The 19,365-nt window shown below is 62.5% G+C and carries 19 protein-coding genes; 12 read left to right on the forward strand and 7 right to left on the reverse strand.

Features of this window, described 5'->3' with window-relative positions; genetic code table 11:
• The first annotated feature begins 159 nt into the window (after positions 1 to 159).
• Complete coding sequence (gene ade / locus LB535_RS08610; protein ID WP_224631875.1) at positions 160 to 1,977, forward strand: adenine deaminase; 1,818 nt, start codon at positions 160 to 162, stop codon at positions 1,975 to 1,977.
• Positions 1,978 to 1,984: 7 nt separating this feature from the next.
• On the opposite strand, the gene LB535_RS08615 is transcribed toward ade, so the two are convergent.
• Positions 1,985 to 3,145, reverse strand: coding sequence for an alpha/beta hydrolase (locus LB535_RS08615; protein WP_224631876.1), 1,161 nt, complete (start codon positions 3,143 to 3,145; stop codon positions 1,985 to 1,987).
• A gap of 105 nt (positions 3,146 to 3,250) precedes the next feature.
• Positions 3,251 to 4,327 carry an alpha/beta hydrolase gene (locus LB535_RS08620; protein WP_140840540.1) on the reverse strand — a complete coding sequence of 359 codons (1,077 nt, stop codon included), beginning with the start codon at positions 4,325 to 4,327 and terminating at the stop codon, positions 3,251 to 3,253.
• Between the two features lie 231 nt (positions 4,328 to 4,558).
• On the opposite strand from LB535_RS08620, the gene ilvA reads away from it, so the two are divergent.
• Both ilvA and LB535_RS08630 read left to right on the forward strand, forming a co-directional pair.
• A complete protein-coding gene (gene ilvA, locus LB535_RS08625; protein ID WP_224631877.1) occupies positions 4,559 to 5,815 on the forward strand; it encodes a threonine ammonia-lyase IlvA in 1,257 nt (418 codons plus the stop codon).
• A complete protein-coding gene (locus tag LB535_RS08630; RefSeq protein ID WP_224631878.1) occupies positions 5,812 to 6,363 on the forward strand; it encodes a DUF1697 domain-containing protein in 552 nt (183 codons plus the stop codon). Before ilvA ends, LB535_RS08630 begins: the two co-directional genes overlap by 4 nt.
• A gap of 34 nt (positions 6,364 to 6,397) precedes the next feature.
• Here the strand turns inward: LB535_RS08630 and LB535_RS08635 are convergent, their stop codons facing one another.
• The gene (locus LB535_RS08635; RefSeq protein WP_224525489.1) at positions 6,398 to 6,685 is read right to left on the reverse strand and encodes a DUF2218 domain-containing protein; all 288 of its coding nucleotides are present in this window, start codon (positions 6,683 to 6,685) and stop codon (positions 6,398 to 6,400) included.
• Between the two features lie 114 nt (positions 6,686 to 6,799).
• The gene (gene gloA / locus LB535_RS08640) at positions 6,800 to 7,240 is read right to left on the reverse strand and encodes a lactoylglutathione lyase (protein WP_095765146.1); all 441 of its coding nucleotides are present in this window, start codon (positions 7,238 to 7,240) and stop codon (positions 6,800 to 6,802) included.
• A 261-nt stretch (positions 7,241 to 7,501) separates the two neighbouring features.
• On the opposite strand from gloA, the gene LB535_RS08645 reads away from it, so the two are divergent.
• From LB535_RS08645 to LB535_RS08655, 3 genes are all read left to right on the forward strand, one after another.
• Positions 7,502 to 8,095, forward strand: a complete 594-nt coding sequence (locus tag LB535_RS08645) for a cold-shock protein (RefSeq protein WP_095765583.1) — start codon at positions 7,502 to 7,504, stop codon at positions 8,093 to 8,095.
• A gap of 114 nt (positions 8,096 to 8,209) precedes the next feature.
• Positions 8,210 to 8,704, forward strand: a complete 495-nt coding sequence (locus LB535_RS08650; RefSeq protein WP_224631879.1) for a DUF192 domain-containing protein — start codon at positions 8,210 to 8,212, stop codon at positions 8,702 to 8,704.
• A gap of 15 nt (positions 8,705 to 8,719) precedes the next feature.
• Entirely contained in the window at positions 8,720 to 9,487 is a 768-nt protein-coding gene (locus LB535_RS08655) for an alpha/beta fold hydrolase (protein WP_224631880.1), read from the forward strand.
• Positions 9,488 to 9,533: 46 nt separating this feature from the next.
• On the opposite strand, the gene speB is transcribed toward LB535_RS08655, so the two are convergent.
• Positions 9,534 to 10,499: an agmatinase gene (gene speB / locus LB535_RS08660; RefSeq protein ID WP_224631881.1), complete on the reverse strand. Its 966-nt coding sequence runs from the start codon at positions 10,497 to 10,499 to the stop codon at positions 9,534 to 9,536.
• A 94-nt stretch (positions 10,500 to 10,593) separates the two neighbouring features.
• Positions 10,594 to 11,199 carry a hypothetical protein gene (locus LB535_RS08665; protein ID WP_224631882.1) on the reverse strand — a complete coding sequence of 202 codons (606 nt, stop codon included), beginning with the start codon at positions 11,197 to 11,199 and terminating at the stop codon, positions 10,594 to 10,596.
• A 131-nt stretch (positions 11,200 to 11,330) separates the two neighbouring features.
• Here LB535_RS08665 and LB535_RS08670 point away from each other — a divergent pair, with 131 nt between their 5' ends.
• The 3 genes from LB535_RS08670 (at position 11,331) to LB535_RS08680 (ending at position 13,378) form a co-directional block, all read left to right on the forward strand.
• Complete coding sequence (locus LB535_RS08670) at positions 11,331 to 11,960, forward strand: VOC family protein (protein ID WP_224631883.1); 630 nt, start codon at positions 11,331 to 11,333, stop codon at positions 11,958 to 11,960.
• Between the two features lie 215 nt (positions 11,961 to 12,175).
• A complete protein-coding gene (gene cysE, locus LB535_RS08675) occupies positions 12,176 to 13,024 on the forward strand; it encodes a serine O-acetyltransferase (RefSeq protein ID WP_224631884.1) in 849 nt (282 codons plus the stop codon).
• Positions 13,025 to 13,174: 150 nt separating this feature from the next.
• Positions 13,175 to 13,378, forward strand: a complete 204-nt coding sequence (locus tag LB535_RS08680) for a DUF3126 family protein (protein WP_027166457.1) — start codon at positions 13,175 to 13,177, stop codon at positions 13,376 to 13,378.
• A 70-nt stretch (positions 13,379 to 13,448) separates the two neighbouring features.
• On the opposite strand, the gene LB535_RS08685 is transcribed toward LB535_RS08680, so the two are convergent.
• Positions 13,449 to 14,036, reverse strand: coding sequence for a hypothetical protein (locus LB535_RS08685; RefSeq protein ID WP_224631885.1), 588 nt, complete (start codon positions 14,034 to 14,036; stop codon positions 13,449 to 13,451).
• 342 nt (positions 14,037 to 14,378) lie between these two features.
• Between LB535_RS08685 and LB535_RS08690 the strand changes: the two genes are divergently transcribed.
• The 3 genes from LB535_RS08690 (at position 14,379) to lon (ending at position 19,267) form a co-directional block, all read left to right on the forward strand.
• The gene (locus LB535_RS08690) at positions 14,379 to 15,014 is read left to right on the forward strand and encodes an ATP-dependent Clp protease proteolytic subunit (protein WP_095765152.1); all 636 of its coding nucleotides are present in this window, start codon (positions 14,379 to 14,381) and stop codon (positions 15,012 to 15,014) included.
• A gap of 290 nt (positions 15,015 to 15,304) precedes the next feature.
• On the forward strand, positions 15,305 to 16,579 hold the full coding sequence (gene clpX, locus LB535_RS08695) for an ATP-dependent Clp protease ATP-binding subunit ClpX (protein ID WP_040981372.1): 1,275 nt from the start codon (positions 15,305 to 15,307) through the stop codon (positions 16,577 to 16,579).
• Between the two features lie 276 nt (positions 16,580 to 16,855).
• The gene (lon, locus tag LB535_RS08700; protein WP_224631886.1) at positions 16,856 to 19,267 is read left to right on the forward strand and encodes an endopeptidase La; all 2,412 of its coding nucleotides are present in this window, start codon (positions 16,856 to 16,858) and stop codon (positions 19,265 to 19,267) included.
• Positions 19,268 to 19,365: the final 98 nt, after the last annotated feature.

Consider the following 19,365-nt stretch of genomic DNA (forward strand, 5'->3'; position numbering starts at 1 on the left):
GATCGCTCCGAAATGGCGGTTTCGAACGACTCCTCGAAGCAGACTAGCCCCATTCGCCGCGAAACGGAATTGCATCTCTGCAACAGTGGTTTACGACCTGACGCTCTGGCTCCGGACGCCGACATTTGCCAAAGTGACCTACGCAGAGGACTCAAGCCCATGACGAACGCCAAGCCGACCAGCGCCGCAAAGCCAAAGCCGTGGACGGAAGTGGCGACACATCTGGTCGACGTCGCGATGGGCCGAAAGCCGGCTGATCTGGTCATCCGCAACGGTCGCTGGGTGAACGTCCATTCGGGCGAGATCATCCCCGGCACCGATATCGCGATCGCAGCCGGCCGCTTCGCCTATTGCGGGCCGAACGCCAGCCATGCCATCGGGCAGGGGACGAAGGTCGTCGATGCCGGCGGGCGCTATCTGGTGCCCGGCCTTTGCGACGCGCATATGCATGTCGAAAGCGGCATGGTGACGGTGACGGAGTTCTGCCGCGCGGTCATCCCGCACGGCACGACCTCGATGTTCATCGATCCGCACGAGATCGCCAATGTGCTTGGACTGCCGGGCGTGCGCCTGATGCATGACGAGGCGGTCGCGATGCCGATCAACGTGCATGTGCAGATGCCGTCCTGCGTGCCGTCGGCGCCGGGGCTGGAGCATGCCGGCGCCGAATTGACGGTCGCCGACGTCGCCGAGGCCATGACCTGGGAAAATATCATCGGGCTTGGCGAGGTGATGAATTTCCCCGGCGTTGCCGCCAACGATCCGGTGATGTCGGGCGAGATCGCCGAGACGGTCAGGGCCGGCAAGACGGTGGGCGGCCATTATGCATCGCCCGATCTCGGCCTGCCGTTCCACGGCTATGTCGCCGGCGGAGCGGAGGACGACCATGAAGGCACGCGCGCGGAGGACGCGATCGCGCGGGTGCGCCAGGGCATGAAGGCAATGCTGAGGCTGGGATCGGCCTGGTACGACGTGGCGGCGCAGATCAAGGCGGTGACCGAAGGCGGCATCGACCCGCGCAACTTCATCCTGTGCACCGATGACAGCCATTCCGGCACGCTGGTGCATGAAGGCCATATGGATCGCGTGGTGCGGCATGCCATCAGCCAGGGGCTGAAGCCGGTGACGGCGATCCAGATGGCGACGCTCAACACCGCGCAGCATTTCAGGCTGGAGCGCGAGATCGGCTCCATCGCGCCCGGACGGCTGGCCGATCTGCTGATCGTTTCGGACCTTGCCTGGATGACCATCGACGAGGTCTATGCCCGCGGCGTCCGGCTGGCCAAGGCCGGCAAGCTCGAGATCGACATCCCCGCCTATGACTATCCGCAATCCGCGAAGAACACCGTCAGGCTCGGCAAGAAACTCGCGGCGAAGGATTTTGACATTTTTGCGCCGCAGGGCGCCAACGAGGTGCGGGCGCGGGTGATCGGCGTGATCGAGAACCAGGCGCCGACGCGGGCTCTGGAAGCCGATCTGGCGGTCGAGGACGGGTTGGTCGCCATGGATCGCCGCAACGACATCTGCCAGATCGCCCTGGTAGAGCGGCATCGCGGCACAGGCGGCGTCACCAACGCCTTCGTCTCCGGCTTCGGCTATGTGAAAGACTGCGCAATGGCGTCCAGCGTCGCGCATGACGCGCACCACATAATCGTCGTCGGCACCAACAAGGGGGATATGGCCTTGGCCGTCAACCGGCTGAGCGAGGTGGGCGGCGGCGTCGTGCTTTATTCCGAGGGCAAGGAACTGGCGCTCGTCGAGATGCCGATCGCCGGCCTGATGTCCGACGAACGCGCCGAGATCGTCGCGGCCAAGGCCGATCAACTGACCGAGGCGATGCGCAAGGTCGGCTGCTCGCTCAACAACGCCTATATGCAGCACTCGCTGCTGGCGCTCGTGGTCATTCCGGAGCTCAGGATCTCGGACGTCGGCCTGGTCGACGTGACGACGTTCCAGAAGGTCGATCTTTTTATCTGAGCGTCAGCTATCCGCCGGTAGCGATGGTCAAGACCCTGAACGGCGTGGTGATGACGACCTCGGCGACCGAGCCGACCGCCTTGCCGAGGCCTTGGCCGATATCGTTGAGCTGCGTCGGGTCGGGCTCGTCCGACGCAAGCCCGGCCGGTGTGCGCAGTCGGTTGCCCAGCAATTGCACCAGGATCGGGTTATCGGCGAATTTGGCGTGGTTCAGGCCGTCGCCGCCCTTGGCGTGGGTCAGGTCGACGACCGTCACGCCGTAATCGGCAAGATCGGCGGCGTTGCCGTAGTCGCCGACGCGCGGCTTGTCGCCGGAAATGAAGCTCGACAGCTTCAGCGCCCGGTCGTCGCCCGAAAGCAGGATGGCGAAGGGTTTGTCCGGCTTGCCGTAGCGGATCATTTGCTTCTTGAAGACATCGACGTCGATGTCGGGCGAGGCGAGAATGACGTAGCCGAGCTTGCCGCCGAGATCGCGATCGCCGGTGATGGCGAGCTGGCGCAGCGCCTCCATCGTCAGCCAGGTGCCCATCGAATGGGCGATGATGTCGATGCTCTTGACGCGTGTCTTGGCAAGCATCCGCAGCGTCGCCTCGAGATCGTCGCGCGCGGCGGTCGAACTGTCCTTGTCATAGATGTAGCCGGTCGCCTTGGCACTCGATGCCCATGAGAACAGCACCGGCGTTCCGGGATATTTGGTGTCATGCGCTATCTGCGTGACGCGGTAGATGCCGTCGTCAAAACCGTTGTTGAAGCCGTGCACGAACACCAGGGCACGGTCGCCGCGCATGGAAATGTCGGCGCCGACCGCCTTGGCGAATTGCCGCGCGTCGCCATAGTGGACGACATCGGTGGCGGTAAACTGCTTGGCCGGATTGGAGTCTGCCGAGCCCTTGGCGCGCTCGATCGCGCCGACCTGGTGGATCTTCGGCACGGTGACGTCGACGCGGGCGTAGCTGGTGGTCAGCGAACGGTCGCCGTCGAAGACCTGGCGCGGATCCTTGGTCGCCTGGTGGCGGGTGGTGGCGACGAAGATCTCATGCGTGGCGGCGATGTCGGAGGCAGGCGCTGTAACTGTTTTGCGGTTGAGAAGATCATGCGTGGGACCGGCGCAGCCGGCGAGGGCGAGCGTGAAGGCAAGGCCGACAACGATCTTCACATGCGCAATCACCCGGGGTCCCCCAAGGGCGGCAACATCTCTTGCTACTGCGATAAAGCCAGAGAGCGGCCGGGTCCAGTTCAAAGTCCCTCCGGCGCGGAACCCGCACCGATACGGTTACTGCGCCGCCAGCTGACGGATGCGGTCCGTCACATCACGATCGCTGGCAAAGCCATCGTCCTCACGCAGCCGCTGTCCGATCATCTGCACCATCATCGGATTGTCGGCGAATTTGGTGTGGTTGAAACTGTCGACGCCCTTGATCTTGGAGAGGTCGACCACCGTGACGCCATAGGAGGCGAGATCTGCGGCATCCCGATAGTCGCCGACGCGCGGCCGCGCGCCGGCGATCAGGCCGGAGAGCCGCAGCGCCCGGTCGTCGTCCGACAGGAGCAGGATGAAGGGCTTGTCCGGCTTGCCGTAGCGGCGCATCTGGCTCTTGAAGACGTCGACATCGATGTCGGGCGAGGCGAGCACAACGTCGCCGAGCTTGCCGCCGAGATCGCGGTCGCCGGTGATGGCAAGCTGGCGCAGCGTCTCCATCGTCACCCAGGTTCCCATCGAATGGGCGACAATGTCGATGCGCCGGGCGCCGGTCTGCGCCAACATCCGCAACGTCACCTCCAGCTGGTCGCGGGCGGCGGCGGCGCTTTCCTTGTCATAGACATAGTCGGTGGTCTTGGCGCCGGAGGCCCAGGAAAACAGCACCGGCGTGCCCGGATAGCCGGAATCGTGGACGATCTGGGTCAGCCGGTAGACGGCGTCGTCGAAGCCGGTGTTGTAGCCGTGGACGAAAACCATGACGCGGCCGCCGCGAGCGTCGATGTCGGTGTTGAGGGCGCTGGCGAATTTCGGCTGCGTGTCGTAGCCGACGACTTCGGAGGCCATGAAATATTTCGTCGGGTCGTTCGACTTGCCGCGCGAACGGCGCTCGATCTGGCCGGTCTGGTGAATGGGGGGAACAGTGACGTTGACACGCGCATAGTTGAGGGTCGCCGAGCGTTCGCCGTCAAAAACCTTGTTCGGGTCGTCGGAGCGCTTGCGTGTGGTGGCGATGAAGATCGAGTGGTTGCCGGCGATCTCGGTCGCCGTCGTCGGCACGACGACGCTGCCCAGGATTTCCTGCGTCTGCTGGCCCGCGCAGCCTGCTATCAGCAGGGCAAAGGCGATGATCAGAATTGTCTTCAACCGCACGTCGACACTTTCACTGGCATTCCACTCCGACCACGATTGGCCGGCCACCTCCGCGGAAATCTCCCGGACAGCCGAAGTGCGGCTAAAGTAAGTCGTGTCCAGCGGAAATAGGCTCAGCGTCGGGCGACGGCCATCGCACTGTTGCGCGAAAGCCAAAACGGCGGCAGGAAGATTGCAGGCGCGGGATATGGCTGTCCTGGCGTACCGCCGAGACCAAATGAGGGACTTCTATTGAACAGCTTCTCTTCTCGCGTCGCCGCTGCCGCCGAGGCGATCCGCGAAATCTTTCCGGAAACGCCGCTGCAGGAGAACGATTACCTGTCCAAGAAGACAGGCGCGCGCATCCTTTTGAAGCGTGAGGATCTGACGCCGGTGCGCTCCTACAAGATCAGGGGCGCGTTCAACTTCTTCCGCAAGGCGCTCGCCGCCGGCAACAATGCCGAGCTGTTCGTCTGCGCCTCGGCAGGCAATCACGCTCAGGGCTTTGCCTTCGTCTGCCGCCATTTCGGCAAGAAGGGCGTCGTGTTCATGCCGGTGACGACGCCGCAGCAGAAGATCGACAAGACGCGGCTGTTCGGCGGCGATTTCGTCGAGATCAGGCTGGTCGGCGACTTCTTCGACGATTGCTACCGCGCCGCCTTAGAATTCACCGAAACCGCCGGCGCGCATATGGTGCCGCCCTTCGACCACAAGGACATTATCGAGGGCCAGGCGACGGTTGCCTACGAGATCGCGGCCCAGATGCCGGGCGGGCGCGTGCCCGACATCGTCATGCTGCCGGTGGGCGGCGGCGGCCTCGCCGCCGGTGTGACCCACTATTTCGCCGACCAGCATCGCGATCCGCGTTTCGTGTTCTGCGAGCCGGCGGGCGCGCCGAGCCTGCGCGAGAGCCTTGCCGGCGGCAAGCGGGTCAAGCTCGCCAAGGTCGACAATTTTGTCGACGGTGCCGCGGTGGCCGAGATCGGACGCGAGCCGTTGCGCCATCTCAAGGACTTCACCGCCGATGCCGTGCGGCTGGTTCCGGAGAACCGGCTCTGCGCCACCATGATCGAGATGCTCAATGTCGAGGGCGTCGTGCTGGAGCCGGCCGGCGCGCTGGCGATCGACGCGCTCAAGGATTTTTCGCGCAAGGAGATCAGGGGCAAGACCATCGTCGCGGTCGTCTCCGGCGGCAATTTCGACTTCGAGCGGCTGCCGGACGTGAAGGAGAGGGCGCTGCGCTTCGAGGGGCTGAAGAAGTATTTCATCATCCGCTTCCCGCAACGGCCGGGCGCGCTGCGCGATTTCCTCGAAATGCTCGGTCCCGACGACGACATCGCCCGCTTCGAGTATCTGAAAAAGTCGGCGCGCAATTTCGGCTCGGTGCTGATCGGCATCGAGACCAAGGACCGGCGCAATTTCGACCTGCTGAAAGCCAATTTCGACGCCGAAGGCGTGCAATATCAGGACATCACCGACAACGAGACGCTGGCGGGATTCATCATATGAAGGGCCCGGTTTTCGTTGCGCTATTTTCCGGCATCAATGTCGGCGGCAACCGCATCGTCAAAATGGCGGAGCTCAAAGCCTTCTTCGAAAGTCTCGGCTTCAGCGATGTCGCGACTTATGTGCAGAGCGGCAATGTCGTGTTCCGGGCGAAGAAGGGGGACGCGGCGGTGCTGACCAAGGAGACCGAGGCTGCCTTCGAGAAGAAGTGGGGTTTTCATTCGCGCATCATGGTGCGCGATGCCGGCTGGTTCGAGCGGCTGGTGAAGGACAATCCCTATCCCGAGGTCGCCGGCGAGCCGACCAAGCTGCACGCTTATGCGCTGGAACGGGAGCCGACCGCCGAGGAGACGAAGCGGCTCGCCGACAAATGCTCCGGCCCCGAGCGCTTCGAGATCAAGGGCGACGTGCTTTACCTCCATGCGCCGGACGGGCTCGGCAAATCGGTGTTCGCCAACCTCATCCCGCGTACCTTGAAGGTGCCGGGCACGGCGCGCAACTGGCGCAGCGTGCTGGCCCTGCTCGACATGGCCGGCAAGGCCGGCGGCTGACTGTCCGAGGCACTTTTCCGGGAATTGCTCCGGCTCAGGCGGCCTTTTGCCAGTCGAAGCTCAATTCCTCGCGGAAGGCGAAGCGCTTGATATGGTCCGCGACCACGCTCTCCAGCCGCTCCAGCGACGCTTCGTCGTCGGCGGCCACAGCGATGTGCAGGGCACGATCGTCGGCATCCATCACGGTGCGGCCGATCGAGAGCTGGATGGCGCCGTGCTGCGGGTCGAACTCGACCGGGAATTTATGCGACCAGTGCTTGCAGAGCTGCTGCAGGTAGCGGCTGGCATGTTCGGTGGCGACATCGGCGCGGCTGGTCAGCATGAAATTCTCCTGGCGGATGAAGAAACGCCAGCCTGGATGAGGCTGGCGCCAATTGCGGATAGATAGGCAGCGCCGGGCGAAACGCTAGCTGCCCCCGGTCAAATCGGGGTGGATTTACCAGACGCCCGTGTTCGGCATCGAGGCCCATGGTTCGGCCTTCGCCTTGGCCGGGCCTTTCTGCAGCAGCTCGATCGAGATGCCGTCCGGCGAGCGGACAAAAGCCATGTTGCCGTCGCGCGGCGGACGATTGATGGTCACGCCATTGTCCATCAGCTTCTGGCAGGTTGCGTAGATGTCGTCGACCTCATAGGCGAGGTGGCCGAAATTGCGGCCGCCCTTATAGTCCTCCGGATCCCAATTGTAGGTCAATTCGATCAGCGGCGCCTTCTCATGGATACCGCTTTGCTCGTCTTCCGGCGCGGCGAGGAAGATCAACGTGTAGCGGCCCTGCTCGTTCTCGTAGCGGCGCACCTCCTTGAGGCCGAGCTTGTTGCAGTAGAAATCGAGCGACTGGTCGATGTCGGCGACGCGGACCATTGTGTGCAGATAGCGCATGGCGGCTTCCTCAAAGTGTTGGGGTTGGAACGCACCATAGGAGCCGTCCTGGGAAAGGGCAATCGTCCGACAATAGCGGCGGCACGGTCGACTTCAGGCCCTGCGATTTCGGCTTCCGGAAGCGCCGGCAAAGGACATTTCAGCCTTTCCGGTGCTGAACGGTGAAAAAAGGCACGTCAGCCCTTGCACACCCCGGAAGCCGCAGTGTTAATCTCTTGGAAGAATCAGTTGCAGTTCAGTTGGAAAAAAGGGGGCATTCTTATGGGGGAAAAAGCCTCTTTCACGAGGCGGGACGGAAGCCTTGACGACGCCTTGCAACGGGACAATGGCGGCGACTCCGCCGAGCTTGTCGAAATCGCCGGCGCTATCAAATGGTTCGACGTGGCCAAGGGCTACGGCTTCATTCTTCCGGACGACGGCGTCTCGGGTGATATTCTCCTCCATGTGACATGTCTTCGAAGGGACGGTTTCCAGACGGCGCTCGAGGGCGCGCGGGTCGTCTGCCTGGTCAAACAGGGCGAGCGCGGCTTGCAAGCTTTCCGCGTCCTTTCCATGGATGCTTCGACGGCCGTCCACCCGGCAGAGCAGGAACAGCGCACCCACGTCACCGTCAACCCGGAGAGCGGCCTTGAGCGAGCCTTGGTCAAGTGGTTCAACCGTACCAAGGGTTTCGGCTTCCTGACGCGGGGCGAGGGGACGGAAGACATCTTCGTCCACATGGAGACGCTGCGGCGCTATGGCATAACCGAGCTCCGGCCCGGGCAAGTCGTGCTCGTTCGCTTCGGACGCGGCGACAAAGGCCTTATGGCCGCCGAAATCCACCCCGATATGGGTACCTTGTCGGTCTCGCATTGAGGGCTTCTCGACGCAACTCGAAAAGCCCCTTTGCCGCGGCGCGACCATCTTGTCCGAAAACCGGTTCCACTTGTCCGGATCATGGGTTAGGACGAGCGTCTGGACGAGGTACGCATGGTTCATCGCAATTGGCTGACTGCGGGCATATTCTGCGCCGCGATCGTTTTCGCCGCCTGTTTCATCGCTGCGAAGCCAAGTTCGGCGGATGCGATGCTGCTGCCGATCGACCGGACGCCGCTTGTGGTGTCGACCGGTTCGGGAAAGCGTTCCTTCTCCATCGAGATCGCCGATACCTCTGCCGAACGCGAGGCGGGACTGATGTTTCGCCAGACCATGGCCGACGATCACGGCATGTTGTTCGTCTTTGAAAGAACGGACGAGGTGGACTTCTGGATGAAGAACACGCCGATGGCGCTCGACCTGATCTTCATCGGTGAGGATGGCAGGATCAAAGCCATCAAGCGCGGCGAGCCCGAATCCGAAGCGATCATCTCGCCGGGACAACCCGTGCGCTTCGTGCTTGAGCTCAAGGCCGGCACAGCCGCCAGGGACGGCATCAAGGAAGGCGATCTGTTGCGCCACCCGGCTATCGGTACTGGCGCCAACTGAAAAGCAAATCTGCCGATGCAGTTCTTTTCCCATCACGGTTTCGAACTTGCCTATCTCGATCGCCAGCCGGCCTCGGGGCAGGGCGACCCGGTGCTGATGATCCATGGCTTTGCCTCGAGCCACTACGTCAACTGGGTCTCGCCGGGCTGGTTCAAGACGCTGAACGACGCCGGGTACCGGGCGATCGCCTTCGACCATCGCGGCCATGGCTCGTCGTCGAAGAGCTATGACGAGGCCGATTACACGCCGGCCAAGATGGCGTCCGATGCGGCCGCGCTGCTTGACAATCTCGGCATCGAGCGCGCGCATGTCATGGGTTATTCGATGGGCGCGCGCGTCTCGGCTTTCCTGGCGCTCTCCGATCCGGAGAAGGTTGCGACGCTGGTGTTCGGCGGCCTCGGCATCGGCATGATCGACGGCGTTGGCGACTGGGATCCGATCGCGGCGGCCCTGCTGGCGGAAGACCCTTCCCAGACCACGCATCCGCGCGGGCGCTCCTTTCGCGCCTTCGCGGATCAGACGCGCAGCGATCGTCGCGCGCTTGCGGCCTGCATCGCAAAGTCGCGCGAGCTGCTGAGCGAGGATGACATGGCCCGCATCGCCCAGCCGACACTGATCGCCGTCGGCACCAAAGATGACATCGGCGGCTCGCCGGACGAGCTTGCCGCCCTCATGCCTAACGCCAGGGCCTTTCACATCGAGGGACGCGACCACATGCTTGCCGTCGGCGACAAGAGCTTCAAGCAACGCGTGCTCGAGTTCTACGCCGAGAACCCGCTCTGAGCGCGCGGCGCTGCTGGGCTGACAAATGGTCGATCTGCTCGTCGCGCTAGCCCTGCGCCCTCCTGTCGGCGAGAGACCTCGCCATGACGCACAGCAGCTCGAACATCATCGTCGCGCCGGCCAGCGCCGTCATGCCCCCGACGTCGAACGGAGGCGCGACCTCGACGACATCGGCGCCGACGAAATTCAATCCGTCCAAAAATCGAACCAACTCCTGCGCCTCGCGCGTCGTGAAACCTCCGATCTCCGGCGTGCCGGTGCCGGGAGCCATGGACGGATCGATGCAATCGATGTCGAACGTCACATAGGTCGCGCTGTCGCCGACGAGATCGCGCGCCTCCTGCATGACGGAAGCGACGCCGCGCCGGACGAATTCTTCCATATAGATGATGCGCACGCCCCGAGCGGTCGCCCAATCGTGTTCGCCCGGTTCATAGATCGAGCCTCTGATCCCGATCTGGACAATCCGCTTCGGGTCGAGCAGCCCCTCCTCGATCGCGCGGCGGAAAGGCGTTCCGTGCGTGTAGGGATTGTCGCCGAAATAGCGGTCATTGGTGTCGGAATGCGCATCGAAGTGAATCATGCCGACAGGCGCCTTGCGGGCCACGGCGCGCAGCACCGGCAGCGTCGTCAGGTGGTCGCCGCCCGCGGCGAGCGGCAGGGCACCGTCCGCTACGATCGCCGCAATGCCGTCCTCGATGCGCTTCAACCCATCGAGCAGGTTGATCGGGTTGACCGAGACGTCGCCGACATCGGCAATATTGGCGATGGAGAACGGTTCGGTTCCCGAGACATGGTGGACCCGGCGCATCAGGCTCGACTGGTTCCTGATTTCGCGCGGACCGTGGCGGGCGCCGGCCCGGTTGGTCGTGCCGCCGTCCCATGGAATTCCGACAAGGGCGATGTCGAGCCCCTTTGCGCCCGGCACGGCCGGCAGCCGCATGAAAGTGGAAAGCCCGGCAAAGCGCGGCACCTGCGCTGCGTCGACGGGTTGGTGGAAGCTGTTTTCCATGGTGGCGGCCATCCCAGAGCGGTTCACGTTCGATAGCGATCGCAGGGCCTTGAATTTGGGCATAGAGGCAAAGCCCTGCGTGAGTATGGGCCTATCAGGGCTGGTCTTGCAGGGCCTGCAATGAATGGCTGAGATTTTCCCTGGCCTGCGCCTCGAACCGATCCCTGAACTCGGTCGTATAGAAAATGTGTGGACGGGCGAGGAAACTCTTCAGGACGGCCGCCCGGCCCGCGTGCCACATCGGCTCCTCCACCCAGCCATATTCCAGCCGGACCGCCTTCTCGTAAGCATCGAACACCGCCGGTTCCGCGCCGAGGATCGCCAGATCCATGTCGAGCAAAAGGGCCGCATCGTTGAGCGCGCCCTCGTCGCGCAAAGGCGGCAATTGATGGGTGGCGGTGGCGTTGATCATCGCCGCTATGCGGGCTAGGCGATGAGGATCGACGCGCCCGGCGAGCTTTTTCTCGGCCAGGTCTGCGCTTTTTGCCTCATTGTCCTTGGCGCGGCTGTCATAGATCGCGTCATGAAACCAGATCGCCGCTTCGATGGCGCCCGGGTCGTCGAGCAGGTCTCGGTATTCTTCAGCCAGCGCCAGCATGGCCTCGATATGGGCGAGGTTGTGATAGTGCCGGTCCCCGGCCTGATAGAGGGCGCAAAGCTCGGCTTTCAGCGCAACATCGATCAGCGTCTCTTTTTCCATGACGAATTTTTCCGGGCGGCTAAGGCTGGCAGGACAACGCAAGTCGCCGCCGGCTTCAAGAGCATATGTATCCGATTGACCAAAATGCGCGACGGAGGGAAGCTGCCGAGATCGAACCCAAGGAGCGTGACATGACCGGCGGGACGAAACCTGGCACGATCGACATGAAATTGGAGGCGGTCGTCATCCCAGTTGCCGATGTCGATCGAGCCAAGGGCTTCTATGCCGGCTTGGGCTGGAGGCTCGATGCTGACTTCGCGGTCGGCGACGCGTTCCGAGTCGTGCAGTTCACGCCGCCGGGTTCGCCATGTTCGATCCATTTCGGCACGGGCCTCACATCGGCCGCGCCTGGTTCGGCGAAAGTGCTTTATCTGATCGTGTCCGATATTGAAGCGGCCCGGGCTGAACTCGTGGCGCGTGGCGTCGAGGCAAGCGACATCTTCCACCGCAACGGCCCCGGCCAGCCGCCGATCAAAGGCCGGCATCCGGAGGGGCGCAGCTATTCCTCGTTCGTCACATTCAGCGATCCGGACGGCAATGGCTGGCTGCTGCAGGAGATCACCCAGCGCTTGCCCGGGCGCGTCGATGCGGGTGATACGACGTTCACTTCATCCCCGGAACTTGCGGCCGCGCTGCGGCGGGCCGCGGCGGCACACGGCGAACATGAGAAACGCGCTGGCGGACAGTACGACAAGAACTGGCCTGACTGGTACGCCGCTTACATGGTGGCGGAACAGGCCGGAACGGCATTGCCGCAGTGAGGTCTGACGCCGGACTGTGACCGTTTCCTACGTTTGGGGAGACGACAATCGAGGCGATTTCGAATGCGCTCCCGATCAAGGGTTCGTTTTCCATCGTCGCTTGAATTTGTGTGAACCAGGTCCATTTGACAAAGCACTAAGGAAAATTGAGTTCAACCGTGCTATGATGTGGCCTATATGTGCCGCCGGAGAATGAGGAAGGCCGGAGAGCGTCGATGAACAGCATTACGATTGCCCGCCCCAGCAAGGTGCAGCCGGTCGATCCGATCTGGCGGTCGATCCGCGACGAAGCGATGGAGGCGGTGAACCGCGATCCGTTGCTGGCCGCGTTCCTCTATTCGACGATCCTCAACCAGGAGAGCCTGGAGGAAGCGGTGATCCACCGGCTTGCCGAGCGCCTCGATCACCAGGATATCGGCTCCGATCTCATCCGCCAGACCTTCAAAGCCATGCTGGATGATGATCCTGACTGGAGCACGACGGTGCGCGTCGACATCCAGGCCTATTACGATCGCGACCCGGCCTGCGACCGTTTCATCATGCCGGTGCTCTATTTCAAGGGTTTTCACGCCATCCAGACGCATCGTCTGGCGCACTGGCTGTGGAACCATGGCCGCCGGGACTTTGCGCTCTACCTGCAGAGCAGGTCGTCATCGGTGTTCCAGACTGATATCAACCCGGCCGCTCGCATCGGCAAGGGTATCTTTATCGATCATGCCACCGGGCTGGTCGTCGGCGAGACGGCGGTCATCGAGGATGACGTGTCGATCCTGCACGGCGTGACGCTGGGCGGCACCGGCAAGGCCAATGGCGACCGTCATCCGAAGATCCGTCGCGGCGTGCTGATCGGCGCCGGCGCCAAGATTCTCGGCAATATCGAGGTCGGTCACTGCTCGAAGATCGCCGCCGGTTCGGTGGTGCTGTCGCCCGTGCCGCACAACAAGACGGTCGCCGGCGTTCCGGCGCGGGTCGTGGGAGAAACCGGCTGCGACCAGCCCTCGCGGCAGATGGACCAGCTTCTGCCGTCGCAGAGCATGGACCACGTGGTCAGCTTCGACATCTGAGACTGTCAGCCCGCCTGGTGACCGGAATCCGGCCACGGTTTTCAGGTGCCGGTTGTCACGTGTTATCCTGTCGGCTTGCCTTTACATCGCCATCGTCGGCGTGTCAGAAGCGCGTTCCCATGAATTAAGCCGACATTTCGGAGAAGTCTTTTGAAGCCTGACGAAATCAGAAAGCTGGACGCCTATTTCAAGCGCGTCTTCCAGAATCCCAAGCTGCAGGTGAAGGCGCGTCCGCGCAAGGAAGACTCGGCCGAAGTCTATGTCGGCGACGAATTCCTCGGCATCGTCTTCAAGGACGAGGACGACGGCGACTACAATTTCTCAATGGCGATCCTCGACATCGACCTCGCCTGACCCGGGGACAGCTCCGGCCGGCGCGCGACACCACCGCCCGGCCGGCTGCAACCCGTAGGCGAAGTACCGGCTAATCCTGGCAATGCCGCGGAATGTGCACGCGCCGCCAGCTGGTCGAACCTTCCCGCACCACCACCCTACGCGCTACCGTCCCGTAAAACGGCGGGATTTCTCGGATGCGGACTTGTTGCGGCCGCACCAGCACTTCGTGGGCAACCGCTTCATATTCCGCCGGCTGAACGACGCGCCGGACGCGCTCCGGCTGGACCACGACCGTCTCGGCGACGCGCGCATAGCGGGCCTTTCGCCATACCTTGCACAGCACCTTGCGGCCATGGATGACGCGCCATTCCCAACCATAGCCGCCATCATCGACCTTGACCGTGCGGTAGACCGTGCGTGTGACCGCCGGCGCGGTCTCATAGGTGACGCGCGGCGGCGCGATCTGCTCCACGCCTTGATAGGTGCCGTAAATCGGCGCGTCGTAGTCGACCACCTGTCCGCCGGGGCTCAGCATCACATCCTCATAAACGGTATCGTAAAGTGCCGGCCTGTGGATTGGCTCATAGCATTCGAGCGCGCGCCCGCCTGCGGCGGTTTCACAGACGCTGGCAAGCATCGCGACTGCCGCCAGCGATGCGGAGCTTTTGCGGATCATGACATTCCCCGTTGAAAAGGACGCCTTCACAACGCAGGACTGTAACGGAAGCTCCGGGGGCGGACAGCGATTTCAAGGCTTTTCGTTAAGTATCGCGGTTAAGGAATTGCTACCTTGCGAGCGGCTTTCGGGGCCGGCCGAGACCGGGCCCGTTCCATTAGTCCAGGGCGCCCCTGCTCCGCGGGCTTGCCGCGCTTGATTCGACTTAACCAGGTGGCTAGGAGAGGCGGCCTTGCGCTAGGGTGAGCCGGCATCCTATTTAGGTCGTAACCAATCCAGAACGATTCCGCGCGATTGCTGATATATCAAGGTGCCGGAATCCATCTCCAACAAGGGTAGTCCATGAAGAACCCCGTTGAAACCTATATGAACCTCGTTCCGATGGTGGTCGAGCAGACCAACCGCGGCGAGCGTGCCTATGACATTTTCTCGCGCCTCTTGAAGGAACGCATCATCTTCATCACCGGTCCGGTCGAGGACGGGATGGCGACGCTGGTTTGTGCACAGCTTTTGTTCCTCGAGGCGGAGAACCCCAAGAAGGAAATCAACCTCTATATCAATTCGCCGGGCGGCGTCGTCACCTCGGGCATGGCGATCTACGACACCATGCAGTTCATCAAGCCGGCGGTGTCGACACTCTGCATCGGCCAGGCCGCCTCGATGGGTTCGCTGCTTCTGACCGCCGGCCACAAGGATATGCGTTTTGCCACGCCGAACGCCCGGATCATGGTCCATCAGCCGTCCGGCGGCTTCCAGGGCCAAGCCTCAGACATCGAACGTCATGCGCAGGACATCATCAAGCTGAAGCGCCGCTTGAACGAGGTCTATGTCAAGCATACCGGCAAGAGCTATGACGAGATCGAGAAGACGCTCGACCGCGACCATTTCATGACCGCGGACGAGGCCAGGGACTTCGGCCTGATCGACAAGGTCATTTCCAGCCGCGAGGCGGTCGAGACAGCCACCGCTTCAGCCTGACCTCGACGGCAAATGGTAGTATAACGCGGTTTTGGCGCGTCTTGCGGCATTTCGGCCACATTTGGCTGTTCCCTCAGGCGTTGGGATTGCCTACGTTAAGGCTATGTTGATTTTCGACGGCTTAGCTTTGCGTGGGGTTGCTGCGAATCATTGCCGCGTTTTCTGATTGTGTTTCGTACGGAATGCGCTGTGTGAGCCGGGACACTGGCGGTGGCGGATTCCCGCGATAGATTGGTGAAGACGTCACTCAAAGCCAGACGGTCGGCGGGCGTCGGTGAAAGGACAGAAAAATGAGCAAGGTCAGCAACGGCGGCGGTGATTCAAAGAACACCCTCTACTGCTCGTTTTGCGGCAAGAGCCAGCACGAGGTCCGCAAGCTGATCGCGGGGCCGACGGTTTTCATCTGCGACGAATGCGTCGAGCTGTGCATGGACATCATCCGCGAGGAGAACAAGACCTCGATGGTGAAGTCGCGCGAAGGCGTGCCGACACCGCAGGAAATCCTCAAGGTCCTCGACGACTACGTCATCGGCCAGCCCTATGCCAAACGCGTGCTGTCGGTGGCGGTTCACAACCACTACAAGCGCCTGGCGCATGCCGGCAAGAACAACGACGTCGAGCTGGCCAAGTCCAATATCCTTCTGATCGGCCCGACCGGCTGCGGCAAGACGCTTCTCGCGCAGACGCTCGCCCGCATCATCGACGTGCCGTTCACCATGGCCGACGCCACGACGCTGACCGAGGCCGGCTACGTCGGCGAGGACGTCGAGAACATCATCCTGAAGCTGTTGCAGTCGGCCGACTACAATGTCGAGCGGGCGCAGCGCGGCATCGTCTATATCGACGAAATCGACAAAATCTCGCGCAAGTCGGATAATCCCTCGATCACCCGCGACGTGTCGGGCGAGGGCGTGCAGCAGGCGCTCCTGAAGATCATGGAAGGCACGGTCGCCTCCGTGCCGCCGCAGGGCGGCCGCAAGCATCCGCAGCAGGAATTCCTGCAGGTCGACACCGCCAACATCCTGTTCATCTGCGGCGGCGCCTTCGCGGGGCTGGACAAGATCATCTCGGATCGCGGCCGCAAGACCTCGATCGGCTTCGGCGCCACCGTGGCTTCGCCCGAGGATCGGCGCACTGGCGACCTGTTCCGCCAGGTCGAGCCGGAGGATCTCCTGAAATTCGGCCTGATCCCGGAATTCGTGGGCCGTCTGCCGGTCCTGGCGACGCTGGAAGACCTCGACGAGCCGGCGCTGATCCAGATCCTGACCGAACCGAAGAATGCGCTGGTCAAGCAATATCAGCGGCTGTTCGAGATGGAGAATGTCGACCTGACGTTCCACGAGAACGCGCTGTCGGCGATCGCCAAGCGCGCGATCGAGCGCAAGACAGGCGCGCGCGGCCTGCGCTCCATCATGGAAGCGATCCTGCTCGACACCATGTTCGAGCTGCCGGCGCTGGAAGGCGTGCGCGAGGTGGTGATTTCGGAAGAGGTGGTGTCCGGCAACGCCCGGCCGCTCTACATCTACTCCGAGCAGAAGGAAAAGAAGGGCAATGTCAGCGCCTGAAATGGCACTGCGCCCGACAATTTCCATGGAACGGCGCCCGCGTGGCGCCGTTTTGCTGTCAAGGGCGGGGAGGGCGAGCAGTGGAAGGGCTCGAACGACCGTGTTAACCCTTGATCTTTGCCTCGGTTACATCCACCTAACAGCAGAAGGCCGAGGCGCCGAATTCTGTGCTGTAAAATTCCCGTCACAAACGGTGGTAGGCGGAACGACGCTCGGTCGTTAATATGAGATTCGCGGTTGGCTAAAATAAGCGGCCGCGACATGAAAGGTTGGACAATGGCCAAGATATCCAAGGCTTCCGGCGACGGCGTTTTCGCAGTCCTCCCACTGCGCGATATCGTCGTGTTCCCGCATATGATCGTTCCGCTCTTCGTGGGGCGTGAAAAGTCGATCAAGGCGCTGGAAGAGGTGATGGGTCAGGAAAAACAGATCCTGCTTGCCACCCAGATGAATGCAGCCGACGACGATCCTGAGCCCGGTGCGATTTTCGACATCGGCACGCTCGCCAATGTGCTGCAGCTTTTGAAGCTTCCCGACGGCACCGTGAAGGTGCTGGTCGAGGGCGCCTCGCGCGCCAAGATCGTCTCGTTCACCGACCGTGCCGATTTCCATGAGGCCCGCGCCACGGCGCTCGCCGAGCCGGAAGAGGAAGAGGTCGAAATCGAGGCGCTTGCCCGCTCGGTCGTCACCGACTTCGAGAATTACGTCAAGCTGAACAAGAAGATCTCACCCGAAGTGGTGGGTGCCGCCAGCCAGATCGACGACTATTCCAAGCTCGCCGATACGGTTGCATCGCATCTCGCCATCAAGATCCCCGAGAAGCAGGAGATGCTTGCAACGCTTTCCGTCAAGGAGCGTCTGGAGAAGGCGATGGGCTTCATGGAAGCCGAAATCTCCGTGCTCCAGGTGGAAAAGCGCATCCGTTCGCGCGTCAAGCGCCAGATGGAGAAGACGCAGCGCGAGTACTACCTCAACGAGCAGATGAAGGCGATCCAGAAGGAGCTCGGCGAGGGCGAGGATGGCCGCGACGAGGCCGCCGAGATCGAGGCGCGCATCAAGAAGACCAAGCTCTCCAAGGAGGCCCGCGAAAAGGCGGAGGCCGAGTTGAAGAAGCTGCGCTCGATGTCGCCGATGTCGGCTGAATCGACGGTCGTGCGCAACTATCTCGATTGGCTCTTGTCGATCCCGTGGGGCAAGAACTCCAAGGTCAAGCAGGACCTCGGCTTTGCGCAGGACGTGCTCGATGCCGATCACTTCGGCCTCGACAAGGTCAAGGAACGCATCGTCGAGTATCTCGCCGTGCAGAGCCGCCAGAAGAAGCTGAAGGGGCCGATCCTGTGCCTCGTCGGCCCGCCCGGCGTCGGCAAGACCTCGCTTGGCAAGTCGATCGCCAAGGCCACCGGCCGCGAGTTCATCCGCATGGCGCTCGGCGGCGTGCGCGACGAGGCCGAGATCCGTGGCCACAGGCGGACCTATATCGGCTCGATGCCCGGAAAGGTCATCCAGTCGATGAAGAAGGCCAAGAAGTCCAACCCGCTCTTCCTGCTCGACGAGATCGACAAAATGGGCCAGGACTTCCGCGGCGATCCGTCCTCGGCCCTGCTCGAAGTGCTCGATCCGGAACAGAACTCGACGTTCATGGACCATTACCTCGAGGTCGAATACGACCTGTCGAGCGTGATGTTCGTGACGACGGCGAACACGCTGAACATCCCTGCGCCCCTGATGGACCGCATGGAGATCATCCGTATCGCCGGTTACACCGAGGACGAGAAGATCGAGATCGCCAAGCGTCACCTGATGCCCAAGGTGATCCGCGACCATGCCCTGCAGCCGAACGAATTCTCGGTCGGCGAGGACGCGATCCGCGGCATCATCCAGACCTACACGCGGGAAGCCGGTGTGCGCAGCCTGGAGCGCGAGCTGATGAAGCTCGGCCGTAAGGCGGTGACCGAGATCCTGCGGACGAAGAAGAAGACGGTGAAGATCACGGCGGACAACCTCGCCGATTATCTCGGCGTGCCGCGCTTCCGCTTCGGCCAGATCGAGGCCGACGATCAGGTCGGCGTGGTCACGGGTCTTGCCTGGACGGAAGTCGGCGGCGAGTTGCTGACGGTCGAAGGCGTCATGATGCCCGGCAAGGGCCGCATGACGGTGACCGGCAATTTGCGCGACGTGATGAAGGAATCGATCTCGGCGGCGGCGTCCTACGTCCGCTCGCGCGCCATCGATTTCGGCATCGAGCCGCCGCTGTTCGACAAGCGCGACATCCACGTGCATTTGCCGGAGGGTGCCACGCCGAAGGACGGCCCGTCTGCCGGTGCGGCCATGGCCACGGCCATCGTGTCGGTGCTGACGGGTATTCCGGTCCGCGCTGATGTGGCGATGACCGGCGAAATCACGCTGCGCGGCCGTATTCTGCCGATTGGCGGCCTGAAGGAGAAGCTGCTCGCGGCGCTGCGCGGCGGCATCAAGAAGGTGCTGATCCCGGAAGAGAACGTCAAGGATTTGGCGGAGATTCCGGACAATGTGAAGAACGGCATGGAGATCGTCCCGGTCTCGCGGGTCGGCGAGGTGCTCGCGCACGCGCTGACCAGGATGCCGGAGCCGATCAAGTGGGTCGAACCGGTCAATGCGCCGGCTCCGGTCGACAGCGGCGACGATGCTGGAAAGTCGCTTGCTCATTAGCATTTGCTAATATTGCAGCGCACAAAGAGAGAGCCGGGCTTTCAAGCCCGGCTTTTTTCGTGTGAAAAGCCACGAAAAAGTGGAAAAAAGCCCGGAAT

The organism is Mesorhizobium sp. CA10 (genome assembly GCF_020165285.1).
Taxonomy (GTDB): domain Bacteria; phylum Pseudomonadota; class Alphaproteobacteria; order Rhizobiales; family Rhizobiaceae; genus Mesorhizobium.